Origin of the sequence: Streptomyces sp. NBC_01317, from assembly GCF_035961655.1 — a bacterium.
In the GTDB taxonomy this organism is placed as follows: Bacteria; Actinomycetota; Actinomycetes; order Streptomycetales; family Streptomycetaceae; genus Streptomyces.
The window spans coordinates 2,848,543-2,864,445 of record NZ_CP108393.1 but is presented as its reverse complement, the minus strand read 5'-3'; the positions used below and the strand labels follow the sequence as shown (position 1 = coordinate 2,864,445).

12 protein-coding genes are annotated in these 15,903 nt (G+C 72.9%); 9 read left to right on the top strand and 3 right to left on the bottom strand.

Annotated elements, in window-relative coordinates:
* Positions 1-21: 21 nt before the first annotated feature.
* From OG349_RS11985 to nudC, 3 genes are read left to right on the top strand one after another with little or no spacing between them, the layout of a single operon-like run.
* Positions 22-3,984: a UvrD-helicase domain-containing protein gene (locus OG349_RS11985; protein WP_327234589.1), complete on the top strand. Its 3,963-nt coding sequence runs from the start codon at positions 22-24 to the stop codon at positions 3,982-3,984.
* Positions 3,985-3,994: 10 nt separating this feature from the next.
* A complete protein-coding gene (locus OG349_RS11980; protein WP_327234588.1) occupies positions 3,995-5,389 on the top strand; it encodes a dipeptidase in 1,395 nt (464 codons plus the stop codon).
* Between the two features lie 36 nt (positions 5,390-5,425).
* Entirely contained in the window at positions 5,426-6,373 is a 948-nt protein-coding gene (gene nudC, locus OG349_RS11975) for an NAD(+) diphosphatase (RefSeq protein WP_327234587.1), read from the top strand.
* A gap of 95 nt (positions 6,374-6,468) precedes the next feature.
* Here nudC and OG349_RS11970 read toward each other — a convergent pair whose 3' ends face one another.
* Positions 6,469-6,723 carry a mycoredoxin gene (locus OG349_RS11970; RefSeq protein ID WP_327234586.1) on the bottom strand — a complete coding sequence of 85 codons (255 nt, stop codon included), beginning with the start codon at positions 6,721-6,723 and terminating at the stop codon, positions 6,469-6,471.
* Positions 6,724-6,955: 232 nt separating this feature from the next.
* On the opposite strand from OG349_RS11970, the gene OG349_RS11965 reads away from it, so the two are divergent.
* From OG349_RS11965 to OG349_RS11950, 4 genes are all read left to right on the top strand, one after another.
* The gene (locus OG349_RS11965) at positions 6,956-9,208 is read left to right on the top strand and encodes an ATP-dependent DNA helicase UvrD2 (RefSeq protein ID WP_442806238.1); all 2,253 of its coding nucleotides are present in this window, start codon (positions 6,956-6,958) and stop codon (positions 9,206-9,208) included.
* A gap of 237 nt (positions 9,209-9,445) precedes the next feature.
* On the top strand, positions 9,446-9,748 hold the full coding sequence (locus tag OG349_RS11960) for a hypothetical protein (RefSeq protein WP_327238545.1): 303 nt from the start codon (positions 9,446-9,448) through the stop codon (positions 9,746-9,748).
* 172 nt (positions 9,749-9,920) lie between these two features.
* A complete protein-coding gene (locus tag OG349_RS11955) occupies positions 9,921-10,292 on the top strand; it encodes a WhiB family transcriptional regulator (protein ID WP_327234585.1) in 372 nt (123 codons plus the stop codon).
* Positions 10,289-10,615, top strand: coding sequence for a hypothetical protein (locus OG349_RS11950; RefSeq protein WP_327234584.1), 327 nt, complete (start codon positions 10,289-10,291; stop codon positions 10,613-10,615). The genes OG349_RS11955 and OG349_RS11950 overlap by 4 nt, the downstream gene beginning before the upstream one ends.
* 85 nt (positions 10,616-10,700) lie before the next feature.
* On the opposite strand, the gene OG349_RS11945 is transcribed toward OG349_RS11950, so the two are convergent.
* Positions 10,701-12,104 (bottom strand): ABC1 kinase family protein, encoded by a 1,404-nt coding sequence (locus OG349_RS11945; RefSeq protein WP_327234583.1) that lies wholly within the window; start codon positions 12,102-12,104, stop codon positions 10,701-10,703.
* Positions 12,105-12,138: 34 nt separating this feature from the next.
* The gene (locus OG349_RS11940; RefSeq protein ID WP_327234582.1) at positions 12,139-13,287 is read right to left on the bottom strand and encodes a TOMM precursor leader peptide-binding protein; all 1,149 of its coding nucleotides are present in this window, start codon (positions 13,285-13,287) and stop codon (positions 12,139-12,141) included.
* A gap of 219 nt (positions 13,288-13,506) precedes the next feature.
* Between OG349_RS11940 and OG349_RS11935 the strand changes: the two genes are divergently transcribed.
* Together OG349_RS11935 and OG349_RS11930 are read left to right on the top strand one after the other, a co-directional pair.
* A complete protein-coding gene (locus tag OG349_RS11935; protein ID WP_327234581.1) occupies positions 13,507-14,061 on the top strand; it encodes a M48 metallopeptidase family protein in 555 nt (184 codons plus the stop codon).
* Between the two features lie 227 nt (positions 14,062-14,288).
* Complete coding sequence (locus tag OG349_RS11930) at positions 14,289-15,902, top strand: TerD family protein (protein WP_327234580.1); 1,614 nt, start codon at positions 14,289-14,291, stop codon at positions 15,900-15,902.
* Position 15,903: the final 1 nt, after the last annotated feature.

The window sequence follows — 15,903 nt, the reverse complement described above, 5'->3', positions numbered from 1 at the left end:
GTGGCCGATAGCCTTCCTGAGGTGTCCGCACACCTCACCCACCCCGAGCAGCTCAAGGAGCTCCTCGGCATCCCCTTCACCCCGGAGCAGACGGCCTGCATCACCGCGCCGCCCGCCCCGCAGGTCATCGTGGCCGGAGCCGGGTCGGGGAAGACGACGGTCATGGCCGCCCGGGTGGTGTGGCTGGTGGGGACCGGACAGGTCGCCCCCGAGCAGGTCCTCGGGCTCACGTTCACCAACAAGGCCGCGGGCGAACTGGCCGAGCGGGTCCGCAAGGCGCTGGTACGGGCCGGCGTCACCGACCCCGACACGATCGACCCCGACCACCCCCCGGGCGAACCCCGCATCTCCACCTACCACGCCTTCGCCGGGCAGCTCCTCACCGACCACGGCCTGCGCATAGGCCTGGAGCCGACGGCCCGGCTGCTCGCGGACGCCACCCGCTTCCAGCTCGCCGCGCGCGTGCTGCGGGACGCGCCGGGACCGTACCCCGCCCTGACCAAATCCCTTCCCGCTCTGGTCAGCGATCTCCTCACGCTCGACGGAGAGCTGTCCGAACATCTCGTACGGCCCGGCGCGCTCGGCGCGCACGACATCGCGCTGCTGCACACCCTGGACGGCGCCCGGCTCAGCAACGCCGAGCTGCGCAAGGTCCCCGAGGCCGCCACCGCGCGCCGTGAGCTGCTCGACCTGGTCGGGCGCTACCGGGCGGCGAAGAGCGCCCGCGACCTCCTCGACTTCGGCGACCAGATCGCCCTCTCCGCCGAGCTGGCCATGACCAGACCCGAGGTGGGCCGGATCCTCCGGGAGGAGTTCCGGGTGGTCCTCCTGGACGAGTACCAGGACACGTCCGTCGCCCAACGGCTCCTCCTGTCCGGCCTCTTCGGCGGGGACACGGGCCACGCGGTGACCGCCGTCGGCGACCCCTGCCAGGCGATCTACGGCTGGCGTGGCGCGTCCGTCGCCAACCTGGACGACTTCCCCGTCCACTTCCCGTACGCGGACGGGACGCCCGCCACCCGCTTCTCGCTCAGCGAGAACCGCCGCAGCGGCGGCCGGCTCCTCGACCTGGCCAACGGCCTCGCCACGCCCCTGCGCGCGATGCACGAAGGTGTCGAGGCGCTGCGCCCCGCCCCGGGCGCGGAGCGCGACGGCATGGTCCGCTGCGCCCTCCTGCCCACCCACGCGGAGGAGATCGCCTGGCTCGCCGACTCCCTCGCGCATCTGGTGCGTACGGGCAAGGAACCGGGCGAGGTGGCCGTCCTGTGCCGTACGGCGGGGGACTTCGCCGAGATCCAGGGCGCGCTGGTGGCCCGTGAGGTGCCGGTCGAGGTGGTGGGGCTCTCCGGGCTGCTGCACCTCCCGGAGGTCGCCGACCTCGTCGCGGTGTGCGAGGTGCTCCAGGACCCGGGGGCGAACGCGTCGCTGGTACGGCTCCTCAGCGGTCCCCGCTGGCGCATCGGCCCCCGCGACCTGGCGCTGCTGGGGCGCAGGGCGCGGCTCCTGGTGCACCGGGGACCCGGGCCGGACGGCGAGGACAGCACGGAGGCGCGGCTGGCGGCGGCCGTCGAGGGGACGGACCCGGCGGAGGTGATCTCCCTCGCGGACGCCCTGGACACGTTCCTGGAGTCGGCGGGCGCCCCTGACGACGGGCTGCCGTTCTCCGCCGCCGCCCGGGTCCGCTTCGCGAGGCTCGCCACCGAACTGCGCGACCTGCGCCGGTCGCTGGCCGACCCGCTGATGGACGTCCTGCACCGCGTCCTCGCCACGACGGGCCTGGAGGTCGAACTGGCCGCGTCGCCGCACGCGCTGGCCGCCCGCCGCCGGGAGACCCTGAACAACTTCCTGGACATGGCGGCCTCCTTCGCCGCGCTCGACGGGGAGGCAGGCCTGCTGGCGTTCCTCGCCTTCCTAAGGACGGCGGCGCAGTACGAGAAGGGGCTGGACAACGCGCTGCCGGGCGGCGAGAACACGGTGAAGGTGCTCACCGCGCACAAGGCCAAGGGCCTGGAGTGGGACGTGGTCGCCGTCCCGGGGCTGGTCACCGGCCAGTTCCCCAACAACCGGGCGCGCGAGGCCTGGACGTCCCAGGCGAAGGTCCTCCCGCACCCGCTGCGCGGCGACGCGCCCACGCTGCCGGAGGTCACCTCCTGGGACGCGAAGGGCCTCACGGCGTTCAAGGACGAGATGAAGGCGCACCAGCACACGGAGGAACTGCGCCTCGGGTACGTCACCTTCACGCGCCCGCGCTCGCTGCTCCTCGGCTCCGGCCACTGGTGGGGCCCGACCCAGAAGCGTACCCGAGGCCCGTCGGACTTCCTGCACGCGCTGTACGACCATTGCGTGGCCGGCCACGGCGAGATCGAGGCGTGGGCGGACGAACCGGCCGAGGGCGAGGTGAACCCGTCCCTGCGGGCCCTCTCCACGCCCCAGCCGTGGCCCCTCCCGTTGGACGCCGACGCCCTGTCGCGCCGCCGCGCGGCGGCGGACACGGTGCTGGCGCACCTGGACGAGCTGCGCTCGGGCGCTGCTGAGGAGCCGCCCGCCGCCCTCGCGGACGAACCGTGGGACGCCCCATTCGAAGACGCCCCTTTCGAGGACGAGACTTTCGGCGACGAGCCGGAGGACCCGGAGGACGGGTACGCCCCGCCGGACGTCGACCACGCCGAGGCGGAGCACGGCGACTTCGGGGGGTGGGACACCTCGCCGCCTCCCTCCGGGCGGCCTGTGCCCGGCACCACGGACGAGGGCCGGGCGGATCGCGGACACGCCCCCGCCGGCGCCGGGGCCGACGCCCCCGGAGAGCCGCAGTACGACGACGTCCTGTACTGGGACGCCTGGCCGACGGACGCCGACACCGCCGGGCCGACGGGCCCCGACACCGCCGGGCCACCGGGACCCGTACCGCCGCACGCGGGGCCCGTACCCGAGCACGCCGGTCCTGTACCGCCCAGCGCCGGGCCCGTACCCGACCATGCCGTACCCGACCATGCCGTACCCGACCACGCCGGGCCCGACCACGCCGGTCCCGTACCCGAGCACACCGGCTCGGCGCGCGCGCGTGTCGAGGCCGAGCCGGAGCCCGCCGGGCCCGGCCCCCGGCCCCCGCACGCGCCCGCCGCACCCGCGCGCACCGGGCCCCCGCCCGTACCCTCCGTCCCCGCCCCCCGCACAGGGCCCCCGCGCCCCGCCCCCGAGGAGGCCCGGATCCTCGCCTCCTGGGACCGTGATCTCGACGCGCTCGCGCGCGAGCTGCGCCGCGCGCGGGCGGGTGTCCGTGACGTCCCCGTACCGCCCTCGCTCTCCGCGTCCCAGCTGATGCGCCTCGCCGCCGACCCGGACGGTTTCGCCCACGAGCTGGCGCGCCCCATGCCCCGGCCGCCGCAGCCCGCCGCCCGCCGGGGCACCCGGTTCCACGCCTGGGTGGAGTCGCGGTTCGAGGAGCTGCCCCTGCCCCTGCTCGGCCCCGACGAGCTGCCCGGCGGGGACGAGGACGAGCCGGAGATCGCCGACGAGCGTGACCTGGCCGCGCTCAAGGCGGCCTTCGAGCGGACCCCGTACGCGCGCCGTACGCCGTACCGGGTGGAAGCGCCGTTCCAGCTGACCCTCGCGGGCCGGGTGATCCGCGGCCGGATCGACGCCGTCTACCGCGCCACCGACCCCGGAACCGGCGCGGACACGTACGAGATCATCGACTGGAAGACCAGCCGCGCCCGTACCGCCGACCCCCTCCAGCTCGCCGTCTACCGCCTCGCCTGGGCCGAGCAGCACGCCCTCCCGCCGTCCGCCGTCACGGCCGCGTTCCTGTACGTACGCACCGGGGACGTCGTCCGCCCCGACCGCCTCCTCTCCCGGGCCGAACTGGAAGCGATCCTCACCGGCGGGGACGCGGGCGCGGACGGCGACAGCGACGCGGACGGGGACACGGAGCGGGAGGGGGACGGAGGACGGACAGCAGACCGGACGACCGCCGGATCCGGTTAGGCTCGATGTCATGAGCGACACCCCGGACAGCGTCGTCCGTACGTATATCGAGTCCCACCGCGCCGCGTTCCTCGACGACCTCGCGGACTGGCTCCGTATCCCGTCCGTGTCCGCCCAGCCCGATCACGCCGCCGACGTGCGCCGCAGCGCCGACTGGCTGGCCGCCAAACTCCGGGAGACGGGCTTCCCCCTCACCGAGATCTGGGACACCCCGGGCGCCCCCGCCGTCTTCGCGGAATGGCCCTCGGACGACCCCGGGGCCCCCACCGTGCTGGTCTACGGACACCACGACGTGCAGCCCGCCGCCCGCGAGGACGGCTGGTCGAGCGACCCCTTCGAACCGGTCGTACGGGACGGCAGGATGTACGGACGCGGCGCCGCGGACGACAAGGGGCAGGTGTTCTTCCACACACTCGGCGTCCGCGCCCACCTCGCCGCCACCGGCCGCAGCACCCCCGCCGTCCACCTCAAGCTGCTCGTCGAGGGCGAGGAGGAGTCCGGCTCCCCGCACTTCCGCGCCCTGGCCGAGGACCGCGCGGCCCGCCTCGCCGCCGACGTCGTGATCGTCTCCGACACCGGCATGTGGGCGGAGGACACCCCCACGGTCTGCACCGGCATGCGCGGCCTCGCCGACTGCGAGATCGAGCTGTACGGCCCCGACCAGGACATCCACTCCGGTTCCTTCGGCGGAGCCGTCCCCAACCCGGCCACCGTCGCCGCCCGCATCGTCGCGTCCCTGCACGACGCGGACGAACGGGTCGCGGTCCCCGGCTTCTACGACGGCGTCACCCCGCTCACCGACGAGGAGCGCGCCCTGTTCGCCGCGCTGCCCTTCGACGAGGAGCGCTGGCTGCGTACGGCCAAGTCCCACGGCACCCTCGGCGAGGCCGGGCACTCCACCCTGGAGCGGATCTGGGCCCGCCCGACCGCCGAGGTGAACGGCATCGGCGGCGGCTACCAGGGCCCCGGCGGCAAGACGATCGTGCCGTCCTCCGCCCAGGTGAAGCTCTCGTTCCGCCTGGTGGCGGGACAGGACCCCGACCGGATCGAGCGGGCCGTACGGGAGTGGATCGAGGCCCGCGTCCCGAACGGCGTCCGCCACAAGACCACCTTCGGCGCCGCCACCCGCCCCTGTCTGACCCCGCTCGGCCATCCCGCCCTCCAGTCGCTCGTACGGGCCATGGGCCGCGCCTTCGAACGTCCGGTCCTCTTCACCCGCGAGGGCGGCTCGGGACCCGCCGCCGACCTCCAGGACGTCCTCGGCGCACCCGTGCTCTTCCTGGGCATCTCCGTACCGTCCGACGGCTGGCACGCGCCCGACGAGAAGGTCGAACTGGACCTGCTGCTCAAGGGCGTGGAGACCACCGCCTACCTCTGGGGCGACCTTGCCGCCGCTCTCCGCTGAACAGAACCCATCCATCCGGGGGAGTTGGAAGTACCTGTGAGCACCATCAGCAGTGCCGATCTCGCACACCGACCGATCGGTCTCACCGCGCCCAGCGGTGTCGACCGTGCCGCGCACCACCGTCTCGACGAGGCCTGGCTCGCGGCTGCCTGGAGCCACCCCACGACCCGGGTGTTCGTGGTGTCGGGCGGACAGGTGCTGATCGACGACACCCCGGACGGCCGCACCGAACTGGTCATGACCCCCGCCTTCGAGGCGCCCGTCACCGAGACCCACCGCTACTTCCTCGGCACGGACGAGGACGGGGTCAGCTACTTCGCGCTCCAGAAGGACGCGCTGCCCGGCCGCATGGACCAGTCGGCGCGCGCGGCCGGCCTGCGCGAGGCGGGCCTGCTGCTGTCGCAGCGGGACGCCGGCCTGATGGTGCACGCGGTCGCGCTGGAGAACTGGCAGCGGCTGCACCGCTTCTGCTCGCGCTGCGGCGAGCGCACGGTGATCGCGGCGGCCGGCCACATCCGCCGCTGCCCCGCCTGCGGCGCCGAGCACTACCCGAGGACCGACCCCGCGGTGATCATGCTGGTCACGGACGAGGAGGACCGGGCGCTGCTGGGCCGGCAGGTGCACTGGCCCGAGGGCCGGTTCTCCACGCTGGCGGGCTTCGTGGAGCCCGGGGAGTCCATCGAGCAGTCCGTGGCCCGCGAGGTCTTCGAGGAGGCGGGTGTCACCGTCGGCGAGGTCGAGTACGTGGCCAGCCAGCCGTGGCCGTTCCCGTCGAGCCTGATGCTGGGCTTCATGGCACGGGCCACGTCCTCGGCGATCACCGTGGACGGCGAGGAGATCGAGGAGGCGCGCTGGTTCTCCCGCGAGGACCTGCGGACCGCGATCGAGACGGGCGAGATCCTGCCCCCGGCGGGCATCTCGATCGCCGCGCGCCTGGTGGAACTCTGGTACGGGAAGCCGCTGCCGAAGCCGCTGCCGCAGTAGGGACAGCCGCTCCCCGGCACACAGCACTGATCCCCTCCGAGGCGTCGGCCTCGGAGGGGATCAGTGTCTGCCGGAGGAGCGGGGCGGCGGCGGGGTCAGGCGCCGAGCGCCTGCTTCACCTGGGCGAGGCTCGGGTTGGTCATCGTGACGTCGACACCGCTCGGCGCGACCACGACCACGGTCGGCACCGTCTGGTTGCCACCGTTCGCCTTCTCGACGAAGGCCGCGGACGCGGCGTCCTGCTCGATATTGATCTCCGTGTACGCGATGCCTTCGCGGTCCAGCTGACCCTTCAGCCGACGGCAGTATCCGCACCACGTGGTGCTGTACATCGTCACAGTGCCCGCCATGTCCCTCGCGCTCCTCTGTTTCGCTCTCGCTCGGTGCGTCGGCTCCAGGCCGTGGGCCCCGGTGGGTGCACCGGCGGTCCGCCGCAATCCGTGGAACGTACGCGGGGCGGCGGCCATTCCCGCGAGGGCGGCGACCGTTCCCGTAACGGTCCGGACCGTATTCGTATGACAGACGCGGCACAGGTGTGGACAACGGGAACAGCCGTCTCCGGCGACCTGACAGCATGGCGGGGTGACAGCAGCAACGCATTCCCCACTGTTCCCGCAGGACCCGCACGAGGGCAGGACCGCCGGTCCCGGCCAGATCGTCGACCCGCCGCGGGACGCCGACGCGGTGCTCGAAGGGCTCGACCCCGAGCAGCGCGAGGTCGCGACGGCCCTGCACGGCCCGGTGTGCGTGCTGGCCGGGGCCGGTACGGGCAAGACGCGCGCGATCACCCACCGGATCGCGTACGGCGTGCGGGCGGGGATCCTCCAGCCGGGCAGCGTGCTGGCAGTCACGTTCACCAACCGCGCCGCGGGCGAGATGCGCGGGCGGCTGCGCCAGCTCGGCGCGGGCGGGGTCCAGGCGCGCACGTTCCACTCGGCGGCGCTGCGCCAGCTCCAGTTCTTCTGGCCCAAGGTCGTCGGCGGCGAGATGCCGAGACTGCTGGAGCGCAAGGTCCAGTTGGTCGCCGAGGCCGCGGCGCGCTGCCGGATCAGGCTGGACCGCAACGAGCTGCGGGACGTCACGGGCGAGATCGAGTGGGCGAAGGTCACCCAGACCGTGCCCGCGGACTATCCGGCGGCGGTCGCCAAGTCGCTGCGCGACGCCCCGCGCGACGCGGCCGAGATCGGCCAGATCTACGGGATGTACGAACAGCTCAAGCGCGACCGCTCGGTCATCGACTTCGAGGACGTGCTGCTGCTGACGGTCGGCATCCTCCAGGACCGGCACGACATCGCCGACCAGATCCGCCGCCAGTACCAGCACTTCGTGGTGGACGAGTACCAGGACGTGAGCCCCCTCCAGCAGCGCCTCCTGGAGCTGTGGCTGGGGGACCGGGAGAGCCTGTGTGTCGTCGGCGACGCCAGCCAGACCATCTACTCCTTCACCGGCGCGACCCCGGACCACCTGCTGAACTTCCGCACGCGGCACCCGGGCGCCACGGTGGTGAAGCTGGTCCGCGACTACCGCTCCACGCCCCAGGTCGTCCACCTGGCCAACGGCCTGCTGAACCAGGCGCGCGGCCGGGCCGCCGAACACCGCCTGGAGCTGATCTCCCAGCGGGGGGCCGGCCCCGAACCGGTCTACACGGAGTACGCGGACGAGCCGACGGAGGCCGAGACCACCGCCCGCCGGATCCGCGACCTGATCGCGGCGGGTGTCCCGGCGGGCGAGATCGCCGTGCTGTACCGGATCAACGCCCAGTCGGAGGTCTACGAACAGGCCCTGGCGGACGTGGGGGTGGCGTACCAACTGCGCGGCGCCGAGCGCTTCTTCGAACGCAAGGAGGTACGGGAAGCGGGCGCCGCCCTGCGCGGCGCGGCGCGCTTCGGGGGCAACGACGCCGTGCTCGACGACGTGGTCGAGCTGCCCTCGCAGGTGCGCGCGGTGCTCTCCACGTCGGGGTGGACCACGGAGCCCCCGACGGGTTCCGGGGCGGTCAGGGACCGCTGGGAGTCGCTCGCCGCGCTGGTGCGGCTGGCCGAGGACTTCGTACGGGCCAAGCCGTCCGCGACGCTCTCCGACCTGGTGGCCGAGCTGGACGAGCGCGCGGCCGCGCAGCACGCGCCCACCGTCCAGGGCGTCACGCTCGCCTCCTTGCACTCGGCCAAGGGCCTGGAGTGGGACGCGGTGTTCCTGGTCGGGCTCACCGAGGGCATGATGCCGATCACCTACGCGAAGACCGACGAACAGGTCGAGGAGGAGCGCCGTCTCCTCTATGTCGGCGTCACCCGCGCCCGGATGCACCTCTCCCTCTCCTGGGCGCTCTCCCGCTCGCCGGGGGGCCGGGCCTCCCGGCGGCCCTCGCGCTTCCTCAACGGCCTGCGGCCGGGCTCCGCGGTCCCGGGCAGCAGACGCGCCGGCGCGGACCGGGGCGGGTCCTTCGAGCGCCCCGGCGCGAGCGCGGGCGTGGGCGGAGCCGCGGGCGCGCGGCGCAAGCGGCGTGGCCCGGTGCTCTGCCGGGTGTGCGGGAAGACGCTCACCGACGCGGGCGAGATGAAGCTGACGCGCTGCGAGGACTGCCCGTCCGACATGGACGAGGCGCTGTACGAGCGACTGCGCGACTGGCGCGCCGGGCAGGCCAAGCTGCTGGGCCAGCCGGCCTATTGCGTCTTCACCGACAAGACCCTCATGGCGATCGCCGAGGCGGTGCCGGGCAGCGAGGGGGAGTTGACCGGCATCGCCGGGGTGGGCGGCCGCAAGCTGGACCGGTTCGGCGCCGATGTACTGGCCATCTGCGCAGGTGAAGAGGTTGCGGGCGAGGTGGAGGACGCGTGAGCAAAAATCGACGGGAAAATAGTTTGCGCCCGCCCCGGGAATCCCCATAGGTTCTTAACCACGGGAACAAGAGCTTCACGAAGCTCTCTCCCCGTGCTCTACTTGTCCATACGCATGACTGGCTCCGGCCGGTCCCAGAGACGCCGAGAGGAGGCGATTCCAGTGTCCACGATTTTTGAGACCAAGACCGGTACCACCGTTGTCAACACCGGCGGCTCCGCTGTCAGCACCGTCAAAATGACCGATCTGCTGGTCGCCTCCGTGTGCTCGCTCGACGTGTCGCGTATCGAACTGAACGGCAATGGTCTGCCCGGCGTCTCCTCCGTCGTGCCTGTCGGCTTCGCGGGTCTTCCCGTCCGGCCGGTGGCACGCGATGAGCGACCGATCGAGGCACTGGAAGCAGGAGCGGCAGCGGTGGAGGCCCAGGCCTACGCCTACGCGGCGGCCAGTGCCGAGACCGGACGGCAGACGAGCAAGACGACCGAGCACCACAAGATGTGGGCCTTCCGTGGGCCTGAACCCTGGAGTGATCCAGCCTGATCCACCATCAGGCCGGCGCCTTCAGGGCCGCGGAACCCCACCCGGGATCCGCGGCCCTTCTGTTTGTCCCGAACGGGACGGGCGGAGCGAAGGGGCCTCGGGATTGAGAACAACAGGTACCAGCCGCAGCCCGGCCGACCGGCCGGAACGACCAGACGAGGAATCACACCCCGTGCAACTCGAAGCGCACGCCCCGTCCGTACCGCCTTCCGAAACGATCCCCCCGCCCGGCCTCACGGAGGACTCCACCTTGATCCCCCTCACCGCGCTCACCGCGCTCGACGACGCCATCGAGAACCTCGGCGTACCTGTTCCGTGCCGTGCCTACGACCCGGAGGTCTTCTTCGCGGAGTCCCCGGCCGACGTCGAGTACGCCAAGGCGCTCTGCCGCACCTGCCCGCTGGTCGAGGCCTGCCTCGCCGGGGCCAAGGAGCGCCGCGAGCCCTGGGGCGTCTGGGGTGGCGAGCTCTTCGTCCAGGGCGTGGTCGTGGCTCGCAAGCGGCCCCGCGGCCGTCCGCGCAAGAACCCGGTCGCAGCGGCATGACCATCAGCGGAACCATCGACCGTCCCTACACGCACGATCCCAAGAAGCAGGCTCCGATGACCTCTTCCCTGCGTGAGCCCACCGGCTCCGCCGCCCCAGCCGTCAGCAGCACCACCGACGCGGACGACTCGCGTCAGAACAGGACCCGCGAAATGCAACTCATCCCAGAAGCCATGGCTCGTGTCCATATGGCGGACCGCCTGCGCGAAGCCGACGCGGAACGCCGGGCCGTGCGCCTGGTCGCCGCCCGCCGGATGCAGCGCCGCGCCGAGCGCGTCTCGATGCGCGCCCGCCGTGCGCTCGCCATGGCGGTCATGCAGTAACAGACCCACCCCACGGCACATCAGTGCTCGGTGAGTCCCAGAAAAACGGGGGGCCGGTCCTCTGGACCGGCCCCCCGTTGTCACGTCATGCCTCGTCCGGCCCGGCCTCTTCGGCGGTGCCGTCCTCGGCTTCGGCGGCGTAGTCATCCTCCTCGTCCGGCAGGAAACCGGGCAGCCAGTCCTCCAGCTCGTCCCGCAGCCGGACCGTCGCGTTCAGCTGGCAGAGCACACCGATGGTGCTCAGGGTGACGCGGTGGATCAGCAGATAGGCCGGCGGCAGGTTCAACTGCCTGCCCAACTGGTGGGCGGGCGACCGGGGATCGGCGATCCGCGCGGCCTGGTTGCGCATCCAGCTCCGGGTGAACGTGAACTCGTCCGCCGCCGCCGGCTCGATGATCGGCAGCAGATAGTCCAGCACCGCGTCCGGGTCGAGATCGATGGACTCCTTGACGAACCCGTCCTCACGCAGCAGGTCGTACACCCCCTCCGCGTCGCCCTCCAGCGTCATCCGCAGCGCGTAGCCGATGGTGTCGGGCAGCCCGCCGGGCAGCCGGTCGACCGTCCCGAAGTCGAGCACCCCCAGCCGGTACTCGCCGTCCTCCACGCCCTCGTCCGGGGGCAGCAGCCGGAAATTCCCCGGATGCGGGTCCGCGTGCAGCAGACCCGTACGTGCCGGGCCCGAGAAGAGGAACCGGGCCAGCAGCTGGCCGGCGCGGTCCCGCTCCTCAGCGGAACCACCCGAGATCACGTCCGCCAGCGGCTTCCCGTCGATCCACTCGGTGACCAGCACCTGCTCGCTCTGGTGCACCACATCGGGCACCAGCACATCGGGATCGTCCGCGAACTCCGCCGCGTGCTCCCGCTGCGACTCGGCCTCCAGCGCGTAGTCCAGCTCCTCGGAGACCCGGTCGCGCATCTCGCTGATCAGCGGCTTCATGTCCATGCCCGGGATCAGCGGCCCCAGCAGCCGGACGAACCGGCTCAGCTGGGTCAGGTCCGACAGCAGGGCTTCCCCGGCGCCCGGATACTGCACCTTGACCGCGACGACCCGGCCGTCGTGCCAGACCGCCCGGTGCACCTGCCCGATCGACGCCGCCGCCGCGGGCTTCTCCTCGAACTCCAGGAACAGGTCGCGCCAGTCCTCGCCCAGCCGCTCGGCCAGCACGGCGTGCACCGTGCTGCTCGGCATCGGGGGCGCCGCCTCCTGGAGCTTGGTGAGCGCCGCCCGGTAGGGCCCGGCGACCTCCTCGGGCAGCGCGGACTCGAAGACGGACAGCGCCTGCCCGAACTTCATCGCACCGCCCTTCAGCTCCCCGAGGACTTTGAAGAGCTGGTCCGCCGTGCGCTGCTGCAACTCCTTGGAGACGATCTCCGCGGACTTCCCGCCGATCCGTCTGCCCAGGCCCCAGGTGGCCCGTCCGGCGAAACCGATCGGCAGCGCCGCCAGCTTCGCGGTGCGGGTGACCGCCTTCCGGGGAAGATCAGACATCAAGCCCTCCAGACAGCCATGCCGCGTACGGCGGTTACCCCGTCATTGTGTCGTGCTGTGGCAAGGCCTCCGCCAGGCGCTCCCCCTCGCGTCTCCCGGCCGCCCCGCAGGGGCACTCCGGATGGGGTGCCGTCCGGCGCGACCGCCAGTCGAGCTGGGGAAGTGACACCTCCCATCGTGCACCCGTCGTGGCCGGGAGTTCACCATCCAGGAACGACAGGGCGTGCGCCGCCGCCAGCCCGGCCACCGTCGCGGCCAGTCCGACGTCGCAGGCCTGCGCCCCCGTGGCCCCCCGCCCGGACCGCCACTGGGCCAGCAGCCGGGGCCATCCCGGGTCCCGGTCCGCCCGCTCCAGGGCCAGGCAGCCCGCGCACGCCGAGCCGCCCGGCAGCACCAGCGGGCCCACCACCCCGGTGGCCTCGATCACGCCCGCGTACAGATGCGGGGTCCGCGAGGACATCCACGTCTCCGCCACCACCGGATCGGGCGCGTGGACCGCCAGGCCGTCGCGCGGGGCCACGACCACCAGGGCCAGCGGCGGCTCCCCGCCGGCCGACCACCGTGCCCGCTCCGCCTCCCTCGGCGCCCGCCCCGGCGCCGACCGACGCACCAGCTGCCGGGCCGCCGTGTCCCTCCGTTCCCCCACGGAGCCGTACGGCAGCCCGCCCGGCGCCACATCGGCCTCCTGGGTGAACCCGCCGTCCAGCACGTCGACCCGCCCCACCCCGGCCGCCGCGAGCACTCCCGCCACGGCCGCCCCGACCCGCCCGGCGCCCCGGACCTGGACCCGCAGCGCCCGCCGCGCCGCCAGCCGCGCCATCCCCGCCCCCGGCTCCCGGTGGATGACGGAGAGCGACGCCAGGTCGGGCCGCAGCCGCTCGACCACCGCCGCCCGCTCGCGCAGCGCGTCCGCCGCCGCCCCACCCCCCGCCGGGTCGTCTAGCACCCCCGCCGCGGCCAGCCGCTCCACCAGGGCGTCGGCCCGGCCGTCCGGCAGCCCCATCGCCCGCGCCTCCTCCCGCAGCAGCGGCAGCCCCCGCGTCCCGTCCAGCAGCTCCAGGAAGCTCCCCGTCGCGGTGTCGACCGGCCCCACCAGCACCGCGTGCGCCGGGGTCACCCCGAACTGGACCGTCTGCCGCTCCCGCCAGGCCCGCCGCAGCGCGGGCTTCACCCTTGGATGCATCTCGCCGTCCCCCGTTCCTTTCCGGCTCCCCGAACTCCGCCCCCGGCCTGTTTCCGGCTCGTTCACCGTTTCCAGAATGCAAGGAACCGCTTCCCGGCGTGAAAAGTTATCCACAGGCGTGGGATATCAGCGTTCAAATGGTGGACGCCACTCGGTGGATCAAGAAAGGACCGACCGGGAGGCGGGACTTCCCGCACACACAGCGGGTAACGTCGTGGCGTGTCCGCCGATCCCTCATCCCGCCTCACGGCGACGAGCGCCGTCGAGGTGCGCCGGAGCGCCCGCCGGAGCCGGACCGTCTCGGCGTACCGCGAAGGCGACCGGACGATCGTGCTCATTCCCGCCCGCATGTCGGAGGCGGAGGAGCGGCGCTGGGTGACGGTGATGCTCGACAAGCTCGCCGCCCAGGAGAGCAAGAGGGTCATCGGCGACGAGGCCCTGATCGAGCGGGCCGAGCGGCTGTCCGCCCAGTATTTCGACGGCCGTGCCCGGCCGGTCTCGGTCCGCTGGGTGACCAACCAGAACACCCGCTGGGGCTCGTGCACCCCCGCCGAGGGCAGCATCCGGCTCTCGCACCGGCTCCAGGGCATGCCGGAGTACGTCGTCGACTACGTCCTCGTCCATGAACTGGCGCACCTGCTGGTCCCGGGCCACGGGCCGCGCTTCTGGCGGCTGCTGGAGGCCTACCCCCGTACCGAACGCGCCCGCGGCTATCTGGAAGGCGTCGTGGCGGCGGACCGGCTGCCCCATTCGCCGTCGACCCGCGACGACTGATCCCCCTTCGGGCGACCGGTCGGCTGAGGCGACTGATCAGCTGAGAAGGCCGATCAGCCGGGACGGCCGATCAGCCGGGACGGCCGATCAGCTGGGACGGCCGATCAGCCTTGATCCGCGTCTCTGCCCGATCCTGTACCGAATGCGTACCGGCTCGGTCCAATGTCGGACACAGCCGTTAGCCTGGCGCGACGTATTTCATTCGGGATGGGGGACGGTCGTTACGCATGGCGAGGGAATTCCAACGCGGGCACAAGGCCAAGATCAGTGATCTCACTCCGGGGACGGATCTGTACGTAGGCGTGCAGATCACCGCTCCCGGACTGAGCTTCGACATCAGCTGTTTCGGCCTCGACGCCGACGAACAGCTTTCGGACGACCGCTACTTCATCTTCTTCAACCAGCCGAAGTCCCCAGAGGAATCAGTCCAGTTGCTGGGCGCGCAGGCGGGCGACACCGAGTCGTTCCGCGTGACGCTCGACCGGATCCCGGCGAGCATCCACAAGCTCTCGTTCACCGCCACGATCGACGGCGCCGGACAGATGTCCCAGGTCGCCCCGGGATACATCCGCATCGTCGCGGGCGGTGAGGAAGTGGTCCGGTACGCGTTCAACGGCTCGGAGTTCACCACCGAACGCGCCGTGATGCTCGGCGACTTCTATCTCAAGGACGTGTGGCGCTTCGCCGCCGTCGGGCAGGGCTTCGACGGCGGACTGGACGCGCTGCTCAAGAACTTCGGCGGCGAGGTCGCCGAGGAGGAGCCCGCCGCGCCGGAGCCGCAGGCCGGCGGCGCCGCGCCGTCGTTCGCCCCGCCCGCGTTCGCACCCCCGCCGGGCGGCGCCCCCGCACCGTCCTTCGGCGCACCGCCGGCAGCGCCCGCGGCCCCGGCGCCCCAGGCCCCGCCGCCCGCGCCCTCGTTCGGCGCCCCGGCCGGACCTCCCGCCCCCGCGCCGGCCCCGCCGCCCGTACACGCGGCCCCGACGCTGATGGCGCCGATGTCCCCGCCGGGCGGCACCGTACCCCCGCCGCTGGCGCCGTCCCCGTACGGACAGCCGCCCCAGCCGCCGCAGTTCGGCCAGGTGCCGGGCCAGGTCACCGGTCAGATCCCGGGCCAATTCCCGCCGCCCGGCGCGCCCCAGGGCCTTCCCCAGGGTGTCCCGCAAGGCGTCCCCCAGGGCGGCGCCGGCCTGACAGCCGCGCTCCAGCCGTACAAGGAACTGCCCACCGGCCAGCGCTGGACCCCGCAGAACGGCCAGCTCATGCGGGTCGACCTGGCCATGGGCGGTACGCCGGTCCTCGCCCGCCAGGGCAGCATGGTCATGTACCAGGGCAAGGTCGAGTTCGGCCACAAGGGCGCGGGCTTCGCGGGCCGCATCGTCGGCAACGCGACCGGCCAGGAGATGCAGCTGATGCGCTGCTCGGGCCGGGGCCAGGTGTTCCTCGCCGAGGACGCCGCGCACCTCCACCCCATCGAACTCCAGGGCGACGGCATCTGCGTCTCCGCGGAGAACGTGCTCGCCTTCGACGAGGGCCTCCAGTACGAGGTCCGCCGCATCGAGGGCCACGGCATCCCCGGCGGCGCGCTGTTCACCATGCAGTTCCAGGGCACGGGCACCGTCGTCGTCAAGACGCACGGCACCCCGGTGGTCCTGCCCGTCACGCCGACGACCTTCGCCGACTGCAACGCCGTCGTCGCCTGGTCGTCCGCCTCCCAGGTGATCATCTCCAGCCAGGTCAGGCTGCGCCGCAACGCGTACCCGGGCCACAGCGGGGAGACCGTGAACCTCCAGTTCCGGGGCGCCCCCGGCAATTTCGTCGTCGTCCAGCCGTACGAGGTCTGAG

Coding starts and splice junctions, on each gene's coding strand:
- OG349_RS11960 (WP_327238545.1), top strand. CDS start 9,446: ATGACCGATCTGCTGGTCGCCTCCGTGTGCTCGCTCGACGTGTCGCGT.
- OG349_RS11980 (WP_327234588.1), top strand. CDS start 3,995: ATGAGCGACACCCCGGACAGCGTCGTCCGTACGTATATCGAGTCCCAC.
- OG349_RS11945 (WP_327234583.1), bottom strand. CDS start 12,104: ATGTCTGATCTTCCCCGGAAGGCGGTCACCCGCACCGCGAAGCTGGCG.
- OG349_RS11950 (WP_327234584.1), top strand. CDS start 10,289: ATGACCATCAGCGGAACCATCGACCGTCCCTACACGCACGATCCCAAG.
- OG349_RS11940 (WP_327234582.1), bottom strand. CDS start 13,287: ATGCATCCAAGGGTGAAGCCCGCGCTGCGGCGGGCCTGGCGGGAGCGG.
- OG349_RS11970 (WP_327234586.1), bottom strand. CDS start 6,723: ATGGCGGGCACTGTGACGATGTACAGCACCACGTGGTGCGGATACTGC.
- OG349_RS11930 (WP_327234580.1), top strand. CDS start 14,289: ATGGCGAGGGAATTCCAACGCGGGCACAAGGCCAAGATCAGTGATCTC.